Origin of the sequence: Cupriavidus sp. SS-3 (genome assembly GCF_035818815.1) — a bacterium.
In the GTDB taxonomy this organism is placed as follows: Bacteria; Pseudomonadota; Gammaproteobacteria; order Burkholderiales; family Burkholderiaceae; genus Cupriavidus; species Cupriavidus taiwanensis_C.
Genome location: NZ_JAYLVT010000013.1, coordinates 75,237 through 94,281, shown reverse-complemented (window position 1 = coordinate 94,281; position 19,045 = coordinate 75,237). Strand labels below are relative to the sequence as shown.

The following is a 19,045-nucleotide window of genomic DNA, read 5'->3' as shown; positions in this document are numbered from 1 at the left end:
CCATTCTAGCCGCGCCGGCGTGCCGCGCCGCGGCCCGACTATCTGGCGCCGCTGACCCGCCAGACCGTATTGCCGACATCGTCGGCCACCAGCAGGCCGCCGCGCTGGTCGATCGCCACGCCCACCGGGCGCCCGCGCGCCTTGCCGTCGTCGTCGACAAACCCGGTCAGCACGTCGAACGGCGCGCCCTGCGGCCGGCCCTGGCTGAACGGCACGAAGATCACCTTGTAGCCCGCCAGCGGGCGCCGGTTCCACGAACCATGCAGGCCGACGAACATGCCTTCGCTGAAGCGCGCCGGCAAGCTGTTGCCGCTGGCCGCGGCCAGGCCGAGCGCGGCGGTGTGCGCGCCCACGGCGTAGTCGGGCACGATCGCCCTGGCCACCAGGTCCGGTGCCGGCGGCTTCACGCGCTGGTCCACGTGCTGGCCGTAGTAGCTGTAGGGCCAGCCGTAGAAGCCGCCGTCGCGCACCGAGGTGATGTAGTCCGGCACCAGGTCGCTGCCGATCTCGTCGCGCTCGTTGACGGCGGTCCACAGCATGCCGGTGACCGGCTCCCACGCCATGCCGTTGGGATTGCGCAGGCCGCTGGCGAAGATGCGGTGCGTGCCGGTCCTGCGGTCGACCTCCCAGATCGCGGCGCGGCCGACTTCCTTGTCCATGCCGTTCTCGCCCACGTTGCTGTTCGAGCCCACCGTCACATACAGCTTGCTGCCATCGCGGCTGGCGATCAGGCTCTTGGTCCAGTGATGGTTGAGCGGTCCGCCGGGCAGGTCGACCACCTTCTGCGGCGCGGCGCTGATTTCGGTCTGGCCGGGCTGGTAGGGGAAGCGCAGCAGCGCATCGGTGGCGGCCACGTAGAAGTCATTGCCGACCAGCGCCATGCCGAAGGGCGAATTCACATCCTTCAGGAACACCGAGCGCTGGTCGGCGACGCCGTCGCCGTTGCTGTCGCGCAGCAGCGTGATGCGGTTGGCGCTGGGCGTGCCGGCGCCGGCGCGCTTCATCACCATCTTCATGATCCAGCCCTTGATGCCCTTGCCGTCGTCGGGCTTGGGCGGGGCATTGCTCTCGGCCACCAGCACGTCGCCGTTGGGCAGCACATAGACCCAGCGCGGATGGTCCAGCTGGTCGGCAAAGGCCGTCACCGCCATGCCTTCGGCCGGCATCGGACGCTGGCCCGAGGCCCAGCCGATGGCCGGAGCGATCTTGACGGTGGGAATGGCGGTCTCGTGCGGCGGCGGCAGCTGCGGCGTGGGTCCGAAGCCGGCTTCGGACGGCAGCTTGGCGGATTCGCCGCAGGCGGCGAGCGTGGCGATCACGGGCACGGCGCCCGCCAGCATGGCGGTGCGCAACAGGCGCAAGGGGGTGGGCATCGGCATGGTCCGGGCTCCTCAGGCCACGCAAGGCCGCGCGCCTGTGCCTGGACTATAGGACGTAGCGCGACCGGCGCTCTGTAGGCGCCGCGGAAGCCACCATGCAGGACGATGCCCCACCCCGGGCGCGGCCCTGCCCCGGCGCGCTCAGCCCCGATGCGGCGTATCCAGTCCCTTCACCACCGCCGCACGCTGCACGAACGCATCCAGCACGCGCCGCACATTGACGAAGTCCTTGAAGCCGACCAGGTCGCCCGCCTCGTAGAAGCCGACCAGGTTGCGCACCCACGGCAAGGTGGCGATGTCGGCGATGGTGTACTCGTCGCCCATGATCCAGGCGCGGCCTTCCAGGCGCTGCTCCAGCACCTGGAGCAGGCGCCGGCTTTCCGCCACGTAGCGGTCGCGCGGGCGCTTGTCCTCGTAGTCCTTGCCGGCAAACTTGTGGAAGAAGCCCAGCTGGCCGAACATCGGGCCGATGCCGCCCATCTGGAACATCACCCACTGGATGGTCTCGTAGCGGCGCGCCGGATCGGCGGGGATCAACTTGCCCGACTTGTCGGCCAGGTACAGCAGGATCGCGCCCGACTCGAACAGCGCCAGCGGCTTGTCGCCAGGGCCGTGGGGGTCGAGGATGGCCGGGATCTTGTTGTTCGGGTTCAGCGACAGGAATTCCGGCGACAACTGGTCATCGGTGTCGAAGCGCACCAGGTGCGGCTCGTACGGCAGCCCGGTTTCCTCCAGCATGATCGACACCTTGACGCCGTTGGGCGTGGGCAGCGAATAGAGCTGGATGCGGTCGGGATGCCGTGCCGGCCATTTGCGGGTGATGGGAAAAGCGGACAGATCGGGCACACGGGCTCCTGGTTCAGGCGCTTCCGCATCGTGGGGAAGCTGCCGGACAACGAAAGAGCCCGATCATAAACCGGTGTTGGCAGGCTTGCAGGGCAGCTGCACGGCAGTGCCGGGTGCCTCCGCCCATGCGTGCCATCCTGCAAAAAGGAAGGGGCCCCGTGGGGCCCCTTCCTTACGCCAGCTAAGCTACGGCAACTTACACCGTCACGCCGTCGGCCACTTCCTTGAAGTCCTCGATCTGGTCGAAGTTCATGTACTTGTAGATCTTGTCGCCATTCTGGTTGATGACGCCAATATCGGCCATGTACTCGTCCTTGGTCGGGATGCGGCCCAGGCGCGAGCAGATCGCCGCCAGTTCGGCGGAACCCAGGTACACGTTGGTGTTCTTGCCCAGGCGGTTCGGGAAGTTGCGGGTGCTGGTCGACATCACCGTCGCGCCTTCGCGCACCTGTGCCTGGTTGCCCATGCACAGCGAGCAGCCCGGCATTTCGGTGCGCGCACCGGCAGTGCCGAACACGCCGTAGTGGCCTTCCTCGGTCAGCTGCTTCTGGTCCATCTTGGTCGGCGGGGCCACCCACAGCTTGACCGGGATGTCGCGCTTGCCTTCCAGCAGCTTGGAAGCCGCGCGGAAGTGGCCGATGTTGGTCATGCACGAACCGATGAAGACTTCGTCGATCTTGGCGCCGGCCACGTCCGACAGGGTCTTGACGTCGTCCGGGTCGTTCGGGCAGGCCACGATCGGCTCGTGCACGTCGGCCAGGTCGATCTCGATCACGGCGGCGTACTCGGCGTCGGCGTCCGGCTCAAGCAGCTTCGGATCGGCCAGCCATGCTTCCATGGCCTTGATGCGGCGCTGCAGGCTGCGCGGATCCTGGTAGCCCTGGGCGATCATCCACTTCAGCAGCGTGATGTTGCTGTTGATGTATTCGATGATCGGGTCCTTGTTCAGGCGCACCGTGCAACCGGCGGCCGAACGTTCCGCCGAGGCGTCCGACAGTTCAAACGCTTGCTCGACCTTCAGGTCGGGCAGGCCTTCGATTTCCAGGATGCGGCCGGAGAAGATGTTCTTCTTGCCTTGCTTGGCCACGGTCAGCAGGCCTTGCTTGATCGCGTACAGCGGGATCGCGTTGACCAGGTCGCGCAGGGTCACGCCCGGCTGCATCTGGCCCTTGAAGCGGACCAGCACCGATTCCGGCATGTCCAGCGGCATCACGCCGGTGGCGGCGGCAAAGGCCACCAGGCCCGAACCTGCCGGGAAGCTGATGCCGATCGGGAAGCGGGTGTGCGAGTCGCCGCCGGTGCCGACGGTATCCGGCAGCAGCATGCGGTTCAGCCACGAGTGGATCACGCCGTCGCCGGGGCGCAGCGAGATGCCGCCGCGGGTGCTGATGAACTCGGGCAGGGTGTGGTGGGTCTTGACATCGACCGGCTTCGGATAGGCGGCGGTGTGGCAGAACGACTGCATCACCAGGTCGGCCGAGAAGCCCAGGCAGGCCAGGTCCTTCAGCTCGTCGCGGGTCATCGGGCCGGTGGTGTCCTGCGAGCCCACCGAGGTCATCTTCGGTTCGCAGTACGTGCCCGGGCGGATGCCCTTGCCTTCGGCCAGGCCGCAGGCGCGGCCGACCATCTTCTGCGCCAGCGTGTAGCCGCGGCCGGTGTCGGCCGGGTTCTGCGGCAGGCGGAACAGCGTCGACGGGGCCAGGCCCAGTGCCTCGCGCGCCTTGGCGGTCAGGCCGCGGCCGACGATCAGCGGAATGCGGCCGCCGGCGCGGACTTCATCGAACAGCACGTCGGACTTGACCTTGAACTCGGCGATCACTGCGCCGTTCTTCAGGGCCTTGCCTTCGTACGGGCGCAGTTCGACCACGTCGCCCATTTCCATCTGGGACACGTCCAGCTCGATCGGCAGCGCGCCGGCGTCTTCCATGGTGTTGTAGAAGATCGGGGCGATCTTGTTGCCCAGGCACACGCCGCCGAAGCGCTTGTTCGGGATGAAGGGGATGTCTTCACCGGTGAACCACAGCACCGAGTTGGTGGCGGACTTGCGCGAGGAGCCGGTACCGACCACGTCGCCCACGTAGGCGACCAGGTGGCCCTTGTCCTTCAGCGATTCAATGAACTTGATCGGGCCGCGCTTGCCGTCTTCTTCAGGCTGGAACGCAGCGCCTTCGCGCTTGTTCTTCAGCATGGCCAGCGCGTGCATCGGGATGTCCGGGCGGGTGGTGGCGTCCGGGGCCGGCGACAGGTCGTCGGTGTTGGTTTCGCCCGGCACCTTGAACACGGTGATGGTCAGGCTTTGCGGGACTTCCGGACGGCTGGTGAACCACTCGGCGTCGGCCCAGCTTTGCAGCACGGCCTTGGCATTGGCGTTGCCCTTGTCCGCCTTCTCCTTCACGTCGTGGAAGGCGTCGAACATCAGCAGGGTCTTCTTCAGCGCATCGGCGGCGACGGTGCCGACTTCGGCGTCGTCCAGCAGCTCGATCAGCGGCGAGATGTTGTAGCCGCCCAGCATGGTGCCGAGCAGCTCGGTGGCCTTGGCGCGGGAGATCAGCGCGCACTTCTCCTTGCCCAGCGCCACGGCGGCCAGGTACGAGGCCTTGACCTTGGCGGCGTCATCGACGCCGGCCGGCACGCGGTTGGAGATCAGGTCCACCAGGGTCTGTTCTTCGCCGGTGGGCGGGTTCTTCAGCAGTTCGATCAGCTCGGCCGTCTGCTTGGCAGTCAGGGGCAGAGGGGGGATGCCAAGCGCGGCGCGCTCGGCCACATGTGCGCGATAGTTTTCAAGCATGGGAACCTGCTGAGTAATTAGGTTTAGAAAGACTCGGTACGTCGCGATTGTAGTCCGAAGCGGCTCGTGGGTCAAATGTCTTATATCTTATATAAGACTATTTGAGAAAAAACTCATACCAAACAACGGCTTGGCAAATGGAAGAGTTGTTGTTTTGCATGGTCTGCTACCCGAGTAGCGTAGTAGGGAATGGGGAAACAGGGCACTGTCCAGCGCGGCAGGGCCGGCCATAATGTCCATCCCATCCCGCTCTGTGGTGCGCCGTCCCGCCATCCCCTGCCCCGGCGCCCTCAAGTTCCCCGACCAAGCTGCGTTAACCAGCCTGCAGGCGCGCAACACAAAGGCGCCCGCTCGCGTAGCCGTGCCTGCTCCCTTTCCGCTCAAATGGCCAAGCTGAAAGGGTTTCCCCCTTTTTTTCGGCCCTTTGCTGGCCTGCGATTCCGGAAGAATGGCAGGCATTCCGATACAGGCTTCTCATGGCGAACACGGCTTCCCCTCCCCGGACTGGCAACACAGGCAAGCGCGGCCGGCTGCTGCTGATCGGCGCCGGCGTGCTGGTGGTGGCACTGGGTGCCGGAGGCTTCGTGCTGGGCAGCGTGCTGAGCAACCGCCAGCCGGCGGCGCCCGCTGCGCCCGCCGCTCCGGTTGTCCCGCCGCCGATCTTCGTGCCGCTGGACGCGTTCACCGTCAACCTGCGCAGCGAGGACGGCGACCGCTTCCTGCATACCGGGCTGTCGCTGAAGGTGGCTGACGCCGCCACCCAGGCGCGCCTGGCCCAGTACCTGCCCGAGGCGCGCAGCCGCATCCTGCTGTTGCTGTCCGCGCGGCAGCCGGCCGAACTGGCCACCGTCGACGGCAAGCGCAAGCTGGCCGACGACATCCGCGACACCATCAGCAAGCCGTTTGCCGGCGGCCTGCCGGCGCAACACGTGCTGGACGTGCTGTTCACCTCGTTCGTGGTGCAGTAAGCGCAAGCCAGGGCAGCACGTTTCATCCATAACGCCGCACAAGGGGCAGGACACTAGATGGCCTACGACAAGTTCCTCTCGCAAGACGAGGTAGACGAGCTGCTCAAGGGCGTATCCGGCGAGGCCGATACGCCCAAGGCCAGCGAGACTGCGCCCGACGAGGGCGGGGTCCGCCCCTACAACCTGGCGACGCAGGAACGCATCATCCGCGGCCGCCTGCATACGCTGGAAATCATCAACGAGCGCTTTGCGCGTTCGCTGCGCACGGCGCTGTTCAACTTCATCCGCCGCGGCGCGGACATCTCCGTGGGCAGCGTCAGGATCGAGAAGTTCGGCGACTTCGCGCGCAACCTGCCGATGCCGACCAACCTCAACCTGGTCCACCTGAAGCCGCTGCGCGGCACCGCGCTGTTCGTCTACGATCCCAACCTGGTCTTCCTGGTGGTCGACAACCTGTTCGGCGGCGACGGCCGCTTCCACACCCGCGTGGAAGGCCGCGACTTTACCCAGACCGAGCAACGCATCATCCAGCGCATGCTGGAGCTGACCCTGACCAGCTACGGCAATGCCTGGCGCACCGTGCACCCGATCGAGACCGAGTACATCCGCTCGGAGATGCACCCCAAGTTTGCCAACGTCGCCACGCACAACGAGGCCGTGGTCACCACCGCCTTCCACATCGAGCTGGGCGCCGTCGGCGGCCAGCTGCACGTATGCCTGCCGTACGCGATGATCGAGCCCCTCAAGGACCTGCTGATGAATCCGCTGCAGGACGAGAAAGAGGTCGACAAGGGCTGGGTCACGCAACTGTCGACGCAGCTGCGCGCGGCCGAGGTCGAGCTGGTGGCCGAGTTCGCGCACCTGCAGAGCACCGTGGCCGAGGTGCTGGCGATGCGCGCCGGCGACGTGCTGCCGATCGAGCTGCCCGAGAAAGTGTTCGGCAAGGTCGACGGCGTGCCCGTGATGCAATGCGGCTTCGGCACCATGAACGGCCAGTACGCGCTGCGGGTAGAACGAATGATCAATCACCAGGACGGCGATTCCCACCTGGATACCGAGGACACCGATTATGACTGACGGCATCGAGGACAAGCCGGTCGACCCGATGGACGACTGGGCCAGCGCGCTGGCCGAGCAGACCAGCGCCACTTCCGCCGAGATCCCCGCCGCTGCCGCGCCGGCATCGGCAGCCGCCACGCCCGCCGCCGCCACGGTCTTCCCGCCGCTGGCCAAGGAAGCGCCGAGCGGCTTCCGCAACGATATCGAGATGATCCTCGATATCCCGGTGCAGCTGACCGTGGAACTGGGCCGCACCAAGGTGCCGATCAAGAACCTGCTACAGCTGGCGCAGGGCTCGGTGGTGGAGCTGGACGGCCTGGCCGGCGAGCCGATGGACGTGCTGGTCAACGGCTACCTGATCGCCCAGGGCGAAGTGGTGGTGGTCAACGACAAGTTCGGCATCCGCCTGACCGACATCATCACGCCGTCCGAACGCATCCGGAAGCTGAACAAATGACAGCCGCAACCCGCGCCCCGCTGGCTGCGCTTGCCGCGCTTCCCGGCGCCGCAATGGCGGCCGAAGGCACGCCGGCGCCAGCCATCAGCGGCGCGGCCAGCCTGGCGCAGGCCGGGCTGGGGCTGTTCGCCATCATCGCGCTGATCCTGGGCCTGGCCTGGATGGCACGGCGTGCCGGCCTGGTGCGCCACGCCACCGGCGGCGCGATGAAGGTGGTCGGCAGCACCATGCTGGGCGCACGCCAGCGCCTGGTGCTGGTCGAGGTCGGCGATACCTGGCTGGTGCTGGGCGTCAGCCCCGGCGAGATCCGGCCGCTGCACACCATGGCGGCCGGCTCGCCGGCCGCCGGCCAGACCGGCGCGCACGTCGTCGCCGGACCGTCGCAACCGCCCACCGGCGGCACTTTTGCTGAAAAGCTGCTGCGCTCGATGCAGGCCCACTTCAAATCATGACTTCCCCGCGTGCCACGCTGTGGCGACCGCTGCCGCGCCCTGCCCGCGCCGCGCGCCCGGCCTCGTTATTGTCCTTGCCGCTGCTGTGCCTGCTGGCGCTGACGCTGGCCATTGCCGCGCTGGCGCCCGCGCCAGCCTGGGCCCAGGCGCTGCCCGGCGTGATCAGCAAGCCCGCCCCGGGCGGCGGCCAGATCTGGTCGCTGCCGGTGCAGACGCTGGTGCTGCTGACCTCGCTGTCGTTCCTGCCCGCGGCGATGCTGATGATGACCGGCTTCACCCGCGTCATCATCGTGCTGGGGCTGCTGCGCAACGCGCTGGGCACGGCCACCTCGCCGCCCAACCAGGTGCTGGTGGGGCTGTCGCTGTTCCTGACCTTCTTCGTGATGGCGCCGGTGTTCGACCGTGTCTACAACGACGCCTACAAGCCGCTGTCCGAAAACAAGCTCAGCCTCGAAGCCGCCGCGGCCAAGGCCGCCGAGCCGCTCAAGGCCTTCATGCTGCGCCAGACCCGCGAGAAAGACCTGGCCATGTTCGCGCAGATGGCCAAGGCGCCCGAGATGCAGGGGCCGGAGGAAGTGCCGCTCAGCATTTTGGTGCCGGCCTTCGTTACCAGCGAGCTCAAGACCGCGTTCCAGATCGGCTTCACCATCTTTATCCCGTTCCTGATCATCGACCTGGTAGTCGCCAGCGTGCTGATGGCGATGGGCATGATGATGGTGCCGCCGGCGACCATCTCGCTGCCGTTCAAGCTGATGCTGTTCGTGCTGGTGGATGGCTGGCAGCTGCTGCTGGGTTCGCTGGCGCAGAGCTTCATGGGCTGACGCCGGCCGCCAGCGCCAGCCTTTTCTTCGCAAGAGCCATGACCCCAGAGACCGTAATGACCATCGCCACCCAGGCGATGAAGATGACCCTGCTGCTGGCCGCCCCGCTGCTGCTGGTGGCACTGGCCGCCGGCCTGGTGGTCAGCCTGTTCCAGGCCGCGACCCAGATCAACGAGATGACGCTGAGCTTCATCCCCAAGCTGATCGCGCTGTTCGCCACCATGGTGCTGGCCGGCCCGTGGATGATCAACGCGATGGTCGACTACATGCGCGAGGTGTTCCAGAGCATTCCCGCGCTGGCGCACTGACGGCGGCCGCCATCCGCCACTGCCCCCGTTGCCGTCCCTCCCCCTGCCTGCCCGCTGACCCGCCGCCGTGATCGAGTTCACCTCAGCCCAGCTCTACGGCTGGCTTGCGGCTTTCCTGTGGCCGTTTTTCCGCATCCTCGCGCTGGTCGGCACCGCGCCGCTGTTCGGTGAGTCGACCATCCCGCGGCGCGCCAAGATCGCGCTGTCGGCAATGATCGCGATGGTGGTCTCGCCCACCATCGCCCAGCTGCCGGTGGTGCCGGTGTACTCCTTCGGCGGGCTGATGATCATCCTCAATGAAGTCGGCATCGGCCTGGCCACGGGCTTCGTCATGCGCCTGGTGTTTGCCACGGTGCAGCAGGCCGGTGAGATCATCGGGCTGCAGATGGGCCTGTCGTTCGCCTCCTTCTTCGACCGCGCCGCCGGCGGCCAGACCATGGTGCTGTCGCGCTTCCTGAACCTGGTCGCGGTGCTGCTGTTCCTCGCGCTGGACGGCCACCTGCTGATGCTGGGCGCGCTGGTGGACAGCTTCAACAGCCTGCCTATTGGTGGCAACCCCGGCGGCACCCCGCTGTCCGCGGGCGGCGCCCTGGCCGTGGCGCGGGCCGGCGGCATGGTGTTCGCCTCGGGACTGCTGCTGGCGCTGCCGATGATCGCCGCCTTGCTGATCCTGAACCTCGCCATGGGCATCCTCAACCGCGCCTCGCCGCAACTGTCGATCTTCGCGGTGGGCTTCCCGGTGACGCTGTCGGGCGGGCTGCTGGTGCTGATGCTGGTGATGCCGCAGATGGGCAGCTACATGCAGCACATGATCGAGGCCGGGCTGGAGGCAGTGGGGACGGTGCTGGGGCAGTTCGGGCGCTAGCGCGCCCGCGTGCCGCTTCCGGCGCGCATAAACTTAGACGTCGAATATTCCTTGACAGGGCGCGGCAAGGCGCTAGTATTACGCCATGTACTTCGATCTCTAAGATTATTGAGGTACGACACCCACCGTTCAGGAGCCTTCACATGTACGACCTCTATGCCACCGACAAGCTGATCGACCTCTGGCTGACCGAAGACATCGGACTCTGCGACCTGACCGTCCAGACCATGATCGAACCGGGCGAGACCGGCACCTTCTGCATGAACGCCCGCGAGCCGATGATCGTCGCCGGCATCGACGTGGCGGCACGCATCTTCGCCCGCTACGATCCGGCCTTGTCGATCGACGTGCGCGTGGCCGACGGCGACAAGGTCGGCAAGGGCGCAGTGCTGCTCAACGTGAGCGGCAATGCGCGCAGCGTGCTGACGGCCGAGCGTACCGCGCTGAACATCATGCAGCGGCTGTGCGGCATCGCCAACCAGACCGCCACCTATGCGCAGGCCATTGCGCATACCAGGGCGCGCCTGATCGACAGCCGCAAGACCACCCCCGGCCTGCGCGCACTGGAAAAGCACGCGGTCACCTGCGGCGGCGGCCTGAACCACCGGCTGAGCCTGGACAACGGCGTGATGATCAAGGACAACCACATCGCCGTTTGCGGCAGCATCGCCGCGGCGGTGGAACGCGTGCGCCGCAAGCTGCCGGTGCTGACCAAGCTGGAAGTGGAATGCGACCGGCTCGAGCAGGTGCGCGAGGCACTGGCCGCCGGCGTCGACGTGATCATGCTGGACAACATGTCGGTGCCCGACATGAAGGAGGCGGTGCAGATCGTCAATGGCCGCACCAAGGTCGAGGCGTCGGGCGGCATCCGGCTGGAGACCATCCGGGCGGTGGCGGAAACCGGCGTCGACTACATCTCGACCAGCCGGATCACGCAGTCCGCGCCGGCCGTGGATATCGGGCTGGACGAAGCCTGAGCCCCTGAGCCCCCGAGCCCGGGAGCCTGCCCGCGACGGCGCCCGCACACCGTTTCACGCCTTCTACCCGAGGCATTCGCCCTCGCCGGCCGCGCCGGCGGGGGCCTTTTCATTGGCGATGGCAGCCTCGGGCTACAGGTCCGACAGCAGCCGCCCGACTTCCTGCGTCGACGGCACGCGCCGTCCGTTTTCCGCCGAGGCGATCTCGTCGGCAACCAGGCGCTTGGCGATGGTGATCAGGACCCGGCGCGTGGTCGCCACGTCCTGTTCGCTCACGCCCTCCACACTCAGCGCATTGACCTCGGTCGCCAGCGGCTCGAGCTTGCGGCGCAGCGCGCGCCCGGTCTTGCTGAGAAACACATGCACCTTCTTCTTGTTGCCGGGCAGGTGCGTGCGTTCGACGTAGCCAAGCGCCTCCAGCGCCTTGACCGCCGCAAAGGTAGTGGGCTCGGTCACGCCGGCGCGCTCGCTCAGTTCGCGCTGCGACAGGCCGTCATGGCGCCACAGGATGCGCAGGATGGTCCAGTGGCCGTACGACACCGAATGTTCCGCCAGGCGCAGTTGCAGCGCCCGGATATAGGCGCGCGCGGCGTCCTTCACCAGGTGGGCAAGCCGCTCTTCATCGGCTTCTTCCGGTGGCGTGATCGTGACCGGGGCATCCGGCTTTCTTGTGGCCATAGTGGTAAGCGGAAAGTGAAACGCATCCATGCGGCACCGGATCGACGGTGCCCGCAACAGCGCACATGATAGCGCCTCCACCGTGCGAGCGGCGTTGGCGGACCGCGCCGCCGCGCCCTCCAATGTAGCGTTCACTCCATCGGTGCGCCATGCGCGCATTGGCGGCACCAGGCACCGCAAACGCGCACGCCGCGCCCCCGTGTTTTCCCCTACGAACGCTCGCATCCCGCGTGCCTGCTGGATCTTCGGGCGCTGGCCCGCTGCTTGCATAACCTTAGACATCGAACTTTTCTTGACAGCCGTGGGACCGGTGCTAGCATTGCCAAACAACTTCGACATCTAAGGTATTGGCCATGGACGCGAGCGGCACGTTCTTCTTTGTGGTGGGCCCCAGTGGCGCGGGCAAGGATTCGCTGATGGACGGGGCGCGGGCGGCGCTCGATGACAACTATGTATTCGCCCGGCGCGTCATCACGCGGCCCGAGGGTGCGGCCGGCGAGGCGCATGAGGGAGTCTCGGAGGCGGAGTTCGCGCGGCGCCAGGCCAACGGCGAGTTTCTGGTGACCTGGGATGCGCACGAGCTGCGCTATGGCCTGCCGCGCTCGCTGGTGTCGGAGCTGGAGCGTGGGCGCAACGTCGTCGCCAACGGCTCGCGCGCCGTCATCGCGGAACTTGCCGCCCGCCTGCCGCGCTTCGTGGTGGTCCTGGTGACGGCGCCGCATGACGTGCTGGCACGCCGCATTGCCGCACGCGGGCGTGAATCGGGCGAGGAGGTTGCCAGGCGGGTGGCACGGACGGGTGCGGCGCTGCCTCCGGAAGTCCGGTGCATGACGGTGTCGAACGACAGCACGCTGGAGGTGGGCAAGGCCCGCTTCGTCCAGGCGCTGCGCCAAGGCACGCGCGCATTCAGTGACGGAGCACCGACCAGCCGCACCAACCTGATGGCCAAGCTGCGCGGCGAGCCGCTCGACGAAGCCGCCTACGTCGCGGTGCTGCAGGACGCCATGGCGGGCCGGTACACCGAGTCCGAGCTGACCGAGTTCCTGGTTGCCGCGACCCGCTCGCTGGGCGACGAGGAGGTGGTGGCACTGGCACGTGCGCGTACGGCATTCACGCCCCGCATCGAATGGGACGAGCCCATCGTGGTCGACAAGCACTCCATCGGCGGCGTGCCCGGCAGCCGCATCACGCTGATCGTGGTGCCGATCGTTGCGGCATATGGGCTGGCCATGCCCAAGACTTCGTCGCGCGCGATCACCTCCGCTGCCGGCACGGCCGACGCCATGGAGACCGTGGCGCGCGTCGACCTGGCGCACGACGACGTGCGCCGTTGCGTGGCCCAGGCACGCGCCTGCATCGCCTGGAACGGTCGCCTCAACCATTCGGTGGTCGACGACGTGATGAACGCGATCACGCGCCCGCTGCGCCTGGACTCGCGGCGCTGGTCGGTGGCGTCGATCCTGTCGAAGAAATACACCGCCGGCGCCACTCACATCATCGTCGACCTGCCCTATGGCGCGCAGACCAAGCTGGCCACGCGCGCCGACGCCGAGGCATTGGGCGCGATGTTCGAGCATGTCGGCAAGGGGCTCGGCCTGCACGTGCGCGCGCTGGTGACCGACGGCAGCCGGCCGATCGGCCGCGGCATCGGGCCCGCACTGGAAGTGCGCGATGTGCGCCAGGTGCTCGCCAACGATCCCGGTGCCCCCGCGGACCTGCGCGATAAAGCCTTGCGCTTCGCCGGCGAAATCATCGCCTTCGATGCACGCGTGGGCTCGCCCGCGGAGGGCCTGCGCATTGCCACCGCGTTGCTCAGCGAAGGCAAGGCCAAGGCCGCATTCGACCGCATTGCCGCCGCGCAGGGCGCGCGCACCGAGCCCGTGGCGCCCGGCGCGCATACCTGCGTGGTAAGCGCGGCCATGCAAGGCCGCGTGGCCGCCATCGATGGACTGCGCATCTCTGGGGTCGCGCGCGCCGCCGGGGCGCCGCGCGAGCTGGGTGCGGGCGTCGACCTGCTGTGCACGATCGGGGCAAAGGTAGCGCCAGGGCAACCCCTCTACCGCATCCATGCGGGCAACGATGCGGCACTTGCGGCGGCCGCGGCGCTGGCACGCGCGGGCGGCGAGTGCAGCGAGGCGGTGCGTATAGATCCCGATTGACCGGCTTCCCCCTTCCCTTCACCCTAACCGACGAGGCATATCAATGAGACCCCTATCCGTCGTCCGCAGTCTGGCATCCCTGCTCCTTGTCGCAAGCAGCCTGGCAACCGTGTCGGGCCGCGCCGAAGCGAACCTGGCGAGTACCTTCCCGCAGAAGCCCATCCGCATGGTGGTGACGTTCCCGGCCGGAGGAGGGACCGATTCGCTGGCGCGCCTGATCGGAGCAGACCTCAGCAAGTCGCTGGGGCAGCCGGTGGTGGTCGACAACCGTCCTGGCGCCAGCGGCAATATCGGTGCGGAGTTTGTCGCCAAGAGCCCGGGTGACGGCTACACACTGCTGATCGTCAACAGCAGCTTCGCCATCAACCCGAGCGTCTTCAAGAAGCTGCAGTTCAATCCGAAGTCGGATTTCAGCGCGGTCATCACCTTGGCTTCGGTGCCCTCGGTGATCGCCGTGCCCGCGCACTCGAAGCTGCGCACGCTCAACGACCTGCTCACGGCCGGCAAGAGCAACACGCCGCCCAGCTACGCGTCATGCGGCAACGGCACGCCGCAGCACCTCGCCGGCGAGTTGCTGAAACTCTCGGCGAAGATCGACATGCTGCACGTGCCGTACAAGGGCTGCGCTCCGGCCATCGCCGACGTGCTGGGCAACCAGGCCGAGGTCAGCGTCAATACGCTGACCAACACCATTCCTTACCTGAAGAGCAACAAGCTGCGCGCGCTGGCCGTCACGTCGAAGGCTCGCTCGCCGTTCCTGCCCGACGTCCCCACGGTCAGCGAGCTTGGCGTGGCCGGCTACGACGTCGACCAGTGGTTCGGCATCCTCGCCCCGGCCAATACGCCCCCCGAGATCGTACAGAAGCTGAACGCGGAAATCGCCAAGGCCATCGCCAAGCCGGAGATCAAGGCGTCGCTGACGCAACTCGGCTTTGCGACGACCACCAGCACACCCGCTGAATTCCAGAAGCTGGTGAACGCCGACATCGATCGCTGGCAGAAATTCACCGCCAAGATGAGCCTGGTCGTCGATTGAACATCGGGCGACCGACCACGCCCGCCCTATCCCTTCACGCACACCACCTGCCGCAGCGTATGCACCACCTCGACCAGGTCGGACTGCGCCGCCATCACCGCGTCGATATCCTTGTACGCCATCGGGATCTCGTCGATCACGGCGGCGTCCTTGCGGCACTCCACGCCTTGCGTGGCCTGCTGCTGGTCGGCCACGGTGAAGCGGCGCTTGGCCTCGCTGCGGCTCATGGTGCGGCCCGCGCCGTGGCTGCAGGAACAATATGACTCCGGATTGCCCTTGCCGCGCACGATGAACGAGCGCGCGCCCATCGAGCCCGGGATGATGCCCAGCTCGCCGGCGCGCGCGCTGACCGCGCCCTTGCGCGTGACCAGCACGTCGGCGCCGAAGTGATGTTCCTTCTGCACGTAGTTGTGATGGCAGTTCACCGCTTCCAGCTGCGCCTGGAACGGCTTGCGCAGCACCCGCTGCGCCGCGGCCAGCACCGCCTCCATCATCAGTTCGCGGTTGCGGCGCGCGTAGGCCTGGGCCCATGACACCGCGTAGATGTAGTCCTCGTAGTGCGAGGAGCCTTCCACCAGGTAAGCCAGGTCGCGGTCCGGCAGGTTGGCCAGGTGCTGGCGCATGTCCTGCTGCGCCAGCGTGATAAAGGTCGTGCCGATCGCATTGCCGATGCCGCGCGAGCCGCTGTGCAGCATGAACCAGACCGACTGCGCCTCGTCCAGGCACACCTCGATGAAGTGATTGCCGGTGCCCAGCGTGCCCAGGTGATTGCGGTGGTTGGCGCGCGCCAGGTGCGGGTATTTGTCGGTGATGCGGCGAAAGCCCGGCGCCATCTCGGCCCAGGCGGCATCGACATGCGCCGGCGCATTGCCCCAGGCACCCTGGTCGCGCCGCCCGCCCTGCGCACTGCGGCCATGCGGCACGGCATGCTCGATCGCGCTGCGCAGCTGGCCCAGGTTGTCGGGCAGGTCGGAAGCGGTCAGCGAAGTCTTCACCGCCATCATGCCGCAACCGATATCCACGCCCACCGCCGCGGGAATAACGGCGCCAACCGTGGGGATCACCGAGCCGATGGTCGAGCCCTTGCCCAGATGTACGTCCGGCATCACCGCCAGATGGCGGAAGATAAACGGCATCCGGGCCGTGTTCACCAGTTGCTCGCGCGCGGCCCCCTCCACCGGCACGCCGCGCGTCCACAGCTTGACTGGCTTGCCGGTGCCGGTGTCGAGTACGTCGTATTGGGTCTTGCCTGACATGGTTGCCTTGGCCTTTATCGTCACGGTCTGGAGCTTAGAGAGCCCGGCCCGGCGAGGATTCCCTGGCAGTTACCCGCTCAACTAACCCTTTGCCGCGGATGTCGACGGTGCTCAGTGCGCCGGGTCAATGGGCAATCAGACTCGCCACGATGTCCCGGCGCTCATGCAGAACGCGCACGACGTCCAGCACCTCACCGCTCACGCGGTAGAACACCAGGAAGGGAAAGCGATCGAGGGACCAGACGCGCAGCGATGCGTCCGGAAGCAGATGGGCATAGCGGCGCGAGCCAACGGTCGGATGCTCGACCAGGAAGGCCAGCACGCTTAGCAGTTCGTCGGTAAAGGCCTCGCCAAGGCCTGACGCGGCATCGTCATACCAGTCTTGGGCCGCATCGGCGTCACCGCGCGCGGCGGGACGCAGCCTCAGGCGCAGCGCCACGGCTTAGCGTTTGCGGTTTCGCAGGCGGGCGCGGAACTCGGCAGCGAAATCTTCAACCCGCGCGTATTCGGTCCCTTCGCCGCTGTTGAGCCCATCCACGATGCGTTCATACAGACGACGTTCCGCCTCGTTCTGCGGACCAACGGCATCGGCAGCGCGCGGCAGCAGGAACTTCGGCGAGGAGGGAGGAGTCAGGCGAGCCATACCGCATTCTACCAAGGGTATCGTCCGGCTAGTCACCATCTTCCTCATCCAGAGCCTGCTGCAGCACTTCCAAGGGCGAGTGCCTGGCATCACCGTCCACTGACCGCGGCCGGCGCCGCCTCGCAGCCAATGCGGGGCCTCCGTGTAGCCTTGGCGGGCCAGGCCCCGATCGAGCGCATTGCCAGTTCACTCGGGCTTGATGTTCGCCTCTTTCATCCGGGTGGCCCAGCTTTGCAGCTGCGCGCGCACAAATTGTTGCTGCGCCTCGACCCCATTGGGCGCGACCTCCATGCCCATGCCCATGAAGCGCTCGCGCACCTCAGGCCTGGCCAGTGCCTTGTTGACCGACGCATTCAGGCGCTGCACGACTTCCGGCGGCATCCCTGCCGGCCCGGCAAGGCCGACCCAGAAGACCAGGTCGTAGGCCTTGAAGCCCGATTCCGCAAACGTGGGGACGTTCTTCCACTCGGGCAGGCGATGCTCCGTGCTGACCGCCAGCGCGCGGATCTTTCCTCCCCTCATCAGCGCCGTCGCGACCGACAGGTCGCCGACGACATAGTCGATCTGTCCGCCGGCCAGGTCTGTCAGCGCCGGAGGCTGGCTCTTGTAGGAAACGCCAACGGCCTGGATACCGGCAATCCGGTTGAACGCTTCCGCCGCAACCTGGCCACCCGGCGAGCCATAGCCAAAGTTCAGCTTGCCGCTCTTGCCCCGTTCCACAAGCTGCGCCACCGTCTTGATATCGCTGTCATGCCGAACCAGCAGCAATGCCGGCATGGTGGTCAGGCGCGCGATGTGGGTGAAATCTTGCGTCGCATCGTACGGAAGATTCTTCACCAGCCCGGGATTGATCGAATTGATGGAACTGCTCGATATGGTCAGGGTATAGCCATCCTTCGGTGACTTGACTGCGTATTCGGTACCGATCACGCCCTGGGCACCGGGGCGGTTCTCGACGACGACCGTTGTCCCCAGGTCCTTGCGCAGTTCTTCCGCGAGGATCCGCGCGCTGGTGTCGGTGGCGCTGCCGGCCGAGAACGCCGCGACAATCTTGATGGTCTTGTTGCCTGGATACGTGTTCGCCGCGACGACCGCTGCATTGGCCAACAACGCGGCAGAAAAAAGAACGGCTTGAACGATGCGCTTCATTTCGGTCTCCTCTGGTTGTTCTCTGCTTGCTGACGACTCACTTCTTCCACACGGCGGTCGCTGCGCCCGCTACGCATTTCAAGCTACCCAAGGCGGGCGGACCGCTCCGAACCGACGCCGGCGTCCCGCTCAGCTTGATGGGAACACCGGGACCAACGTAGTCGCCTTGCCTGACCACCATCTGCCGGTGCAGGGTATGGGGCGCCCCGGCAACGTCTGCAATGCTCAGGATGGGCGCGGCAGGAACGTTCCGGGCCAGCAGCGCCTTGCCAAAGGATTCGCCATCCACCACGGCAAAGGCCCGGCACAACTCGGTCGTCAACGCTTCGCGATGGATCACCCTCTGGCGATTGGTGGCAAAACGCTCGTCATCCGCCAGGTGCCCGGCGTCCAATGCCTGACACAGCTTCCCGAACAGGCGGTCATTGGCGACCGCCACAAACAATGGGCAAGTCGCGGTCTGAAAAACGTCGTACGGAACGATATTCGGATGACTGTTCCCGGTCGGCTTCGGCGTCACCCCGGAGGCCAGGAAATTGGCCAGGAACGGATGGGCGACCGATACCGCGGAGTCGTACAGGCTCACGTCGGCAAGCTGACCGCGACCGGTCTGGTGGCGCGCATTCAAAGCCAGCAGCACCGCCATTGCGGCATTCATGCCCGTGGTCAGATCCACAACCGGCACGCCAAGGCGAATGGGACTGCCTCCCGGCTCGCCGTTGATGCTAATCAGGCCGGCCATGGCTTGCACTGCCGCATCGTAGCCAGGCAGTTGCCCCAGTGGGCCGTCATCGCCAAAGCCCGTGATGCGGCAGTGGATGAGCCGCGGGAAACGCTCGGTCATGCGGGACGGATTGTCGATGCCCCATGCCCTCAGCGTGCTCGCCTTGAAGTTCTCGATCAGGACGTCCGCGGTCTCCAGCAGTTGCCAGAAGGTCTCCCTGTCGGTCTCGCGATTCATGTCGAGGATCATGCCGCGCTTGTTGCGGTTGACGGCGCGGAAGTAGGCCGATGCCCCATCCACGAAAGGCGGGCCGAAGCCCCGGCACTCATCGCCCTCGGGCGCCTCGATCTTGATCACGTCAGCGCCGTGGTCGCCGAGGATCTGCCCGCAGAACGGGCCCGCCAGCACGCGCGATGCATCGACGACGCGCAGCCCGGAGAGCGCCCCTTGGCGGACTTCAGCATTGCTTGCATCGGCCAT

Annotated in this window: 19 protein-coding genes; 10 read left to right on the top strand and 9 right to left on the bottom strand. The window is 66.7% G+C overall.

What is annotated here, in order from left to right; all coding sequences use genetic code 11:
• Nucleotides 1-38: 38 nt before the first annotated feature.
• From U9J39_RS20250 to acnB, 3 genes are all read right to left on the bottom strand, one after another.
• Nucleotides 39-1,379, bottom strand: coding sequence for a PQQ-dependent sugar dehydrogenase (locus U9J39_RS20250; protein WP_115712312.1), 1,341 nt, complete (start codon nt 1,377-1,379; stop codon nt 39-41).
• A 141-nt stretch (nt 1,380-1,520) separates the two neighbouring features.
• A complete protein-coding gene (locus U9J39_RS20245; protein ID WP_116313480.1) occupies nt 1,521-2,225 on the bottom strand; it encodes a glutathione S-transferase N-terminal domain-containing protein in 705 nt (234 codons plus the stop codon).
• Nucleotides 2,226-2,421: 196 nt separating this feature from the next.
• The gene (gene acnB / locus U9J39_RS20240; protein WP_326347875.1) at nt 2,422-5,013 is read right to left on the bottom strand and encodes a bifunctional aconitate hydratase 2/2-methylisocitrate dehydratase; all 2,592 of its coding nucleotides are present in this window, start codon (nt 5,011-5,013) and stop codon (nt 2,422-2,424) included.
• A 476-nt stretch (nt 5,014-5,489) separates the two neighbouring features.
• Between acnB and fliL the strand changes: the two genes are divergently transcribed.
• The 8 genes from fliL (at nt 5,490) to nadC (ending at nt 10,920) form a co-directional block, all read left to right on the top strand.
• Entirely contained in the window at nt 5,490-5,981 is a 492-nt protein-coding gene (gene fliL, locus U9J39_RS20235) for a flagellar basal body-associated protein FliL (RefSeq protein WP_326347874.1), read from the top strand.
• A 57-nt stretch (nt 5,982-6,038) separates the two neighbouring features.
• Entirely contained in the window at nt 6,039-7,058 is a 1,020-nt protein-coding gene (fliM, locus tag U9J39_RS20230; RefSeq protein ID WP_012355214.1) for a flagellar motor switch protein FliM, read from the top strand.
• Nucleotides 7,051-7,497 carry a flagellar motor switch protein FliN gene (gene fliN / locus U9J39_RS20225; protein ID WP_111520041.1) on the top strand — a complete coding sequence of 149 codons (447 nt, stop codon included), beginning with the start codon at nt 7,051-7,053 and terminating at the stop codon, nt 7,495-7,497. Before fliM ends, fliN begins: the two co-directional genes overlap by 8 nt.
• The gene (fliO, locus tag U9J39_RS20220) at nt 7,494-7,949 is read left to right on the top strand and encodes a flagellar biosynthetic protein FliO (RefSeq protein WP_115712307.1); all 456 of its coding nucleotides are present in this window, start codon (nt 7,494-7,496) and stop codon (nt 7,947-7,949) included. The genes fliN and fliO overlap by 4 nt, the downstream gene beginning before the upstream one ends.
• Nucleotides 7,946-8,770 (top strand): flagellar type III secretion system pore protein FliP, encoded by an 825-nt coding sequence (gene fliP, locus U9J39_RS20215; protein ID WP_373429549.1) that lies wholly within the window; start codon nt 7,946-7,948, stop codon nt 8,768-8,770. The genes fliO and fliP overlap by 4 nt, the downstream gene beginning before the upstream one ends.
• Nucleotides 8,771-8,808: 38 nt before the next feature.
• Entirely contained in the window at nt 8,809-9,078 is a 270-nt protein-coding gene (gene fliQ / locus U9J39_RS20210; RefSeq protein WP_012355210.1) for a flagellar biosynthesis protein FliQ, read from the top strand.
• A gap of 67 nt (nt 9,079-9,145) precedes the next feature.
• Complete coding sequence (gene fliR / locus U9J39_RS20205; protein WP_115712306.1) at nt 9,146-9,943, top strand: flagellar biosynthetic protein FliR; 798 nt, start codon at nt 9,146-9,148, stop codon at nt 9,941-9,943.
• A gap of 143 nt (nt 9,944-10,086) precedes the next feature.
• On the top strand, nt 10,087-10,920 hold the full coding sequence (nadC, locus tag U9J39_RS20200) for a carboxylating nicotinate-nucleotide diphosphorylase (protein ID WP_326347873.1): 834 nt from the start codon (nt 10,087-10,089) through the stop codon (nt 10,918-10,920).
• Nucleotides 10,921-11,052: 132 nt separating this feature from the next.
• Here the strand turns inward: nadC and U9J39_RS20195 are convergent, their stop codons facing one another.
• Nucleotides 11,053-11,598, bottom strand: a complete 546-nt coding sequence (locus tag U9J39_RS20195; protein WP_012355207.1) for a MarR family winged helix-turn-helix transcriptional regulator — start codon at nt 11,596-11,598, stop codon at nt 11,053-11,055.
• Between the two features lie 353 nt (nt 11,599-11,951).
• Here U9J39_RS20195 and phnN point away from each other — a divergent pair, with 353 nt between their 5' ends.
• Together phnN and U9J39_RS20185 are read left to right on the top strand one after the other, a co-directional pair.
• The gene (gene phnN, locus U9J39_RS20190) at nt 11,952-13,757 is read left to right on the top strand and encodes a phosphonate metabolism protein/1,5-bisphosphokinase (PRPP-forming) PhnN (RefSeq protein ID WP_326347872.1); all 1,806 of its coding nucleotides are present in this window, start codon (nt 11,952-11,954) and stop codon (nt 13,755-13,757) included.
• Between the two features lie 43 nt (nt 13,758-13,800).
• A complete protein-coding gene (locus tag U9J39_RS20185; protein ID WP_326347871.1) occupies nt 13,801-14,793 on the top strand; it encodes a tripartite tricarboxylate transporter substrate binding protein in 993 nt (330 codons plus the stop codon).
• Nucleotides 14,794-14,819: 26 nt separating this feature from the next.
• On the opposite strand, the gene U9J39_RS20180 is transcribed toward U9J39_RS20185, so the two are convergent.
• The 5 genes from U9J39_RS20180 to U9J39_RS20160 form a co-directional block, all read right to left on the bottom strand.
• On the bottom strand, nt 14,820-16,049 hold the full coding sequence (locus tag U9J39_RS20180; protein ID WP_326347870.1) for an RtcB family protein: 1,230 nt from the start codon (nt 16,047-16,049) through the stop codon (nt 14,820-14,822).
• Between the two features lie 124 nt (nt 16,050-16,173).
• Nucleotides 16,174-16,488 carry a type II toxin-antitoxin system RelE/ParE family toxin gene (locus U9J39_RS20175; protein ID WP_326347869.1) on the bottom strand — a complete coding sequence of 105 codons (315 nt, stop codon included), beginning with the start codon at nt 16,486-16,488 and terminating at the stop codon, nt 16,174-16,176.
• A gap of 3 nt (nt 16,489-16,491) precedes the next feature.
• Nucleotides 16,492-16,692 carry a hypothetical protein gene (locus U9J39_RS20170; RefSeq protein WP_115714193.1) on the bottom strand — a complete coding sequence of 67 codons (201 nt, stop codon included), beginning with the start codon at nt 16,690-16,692 and terminating at the stop codon, nt 16,492-16,494.
• Nucleotides 16,693-16,878: 186 nt separating this feature from the next.
• Nucleotides 16,879-17,841 (bottom strand): Bug family tripartite tricarboxylate transporter substrate binding protein, encoded by a 963-nt coding sequence (locus tag U9J39_RS20165; RefSeq protein WP_116313471.1) that lies wholly within the window; start codon nt 17,839-17,841, stop codon nt 16,879-16,881.
• Between the two features lie 37 nt (nt 17,842-17,878).
• Nucleotides 17,879-19,045 carry a CaiB/BaiF CoA transferase family protein gene (locus tag U9J39_RS20160; RefSeq protein WP_326347868.1) on the bottom strand — a complete coding sequence of 389 codons (1,167 nt, stop codon included), beginning with the start codon at nt 19,043-19,045 and terminating at the stop codon, nt 17,879-17,881.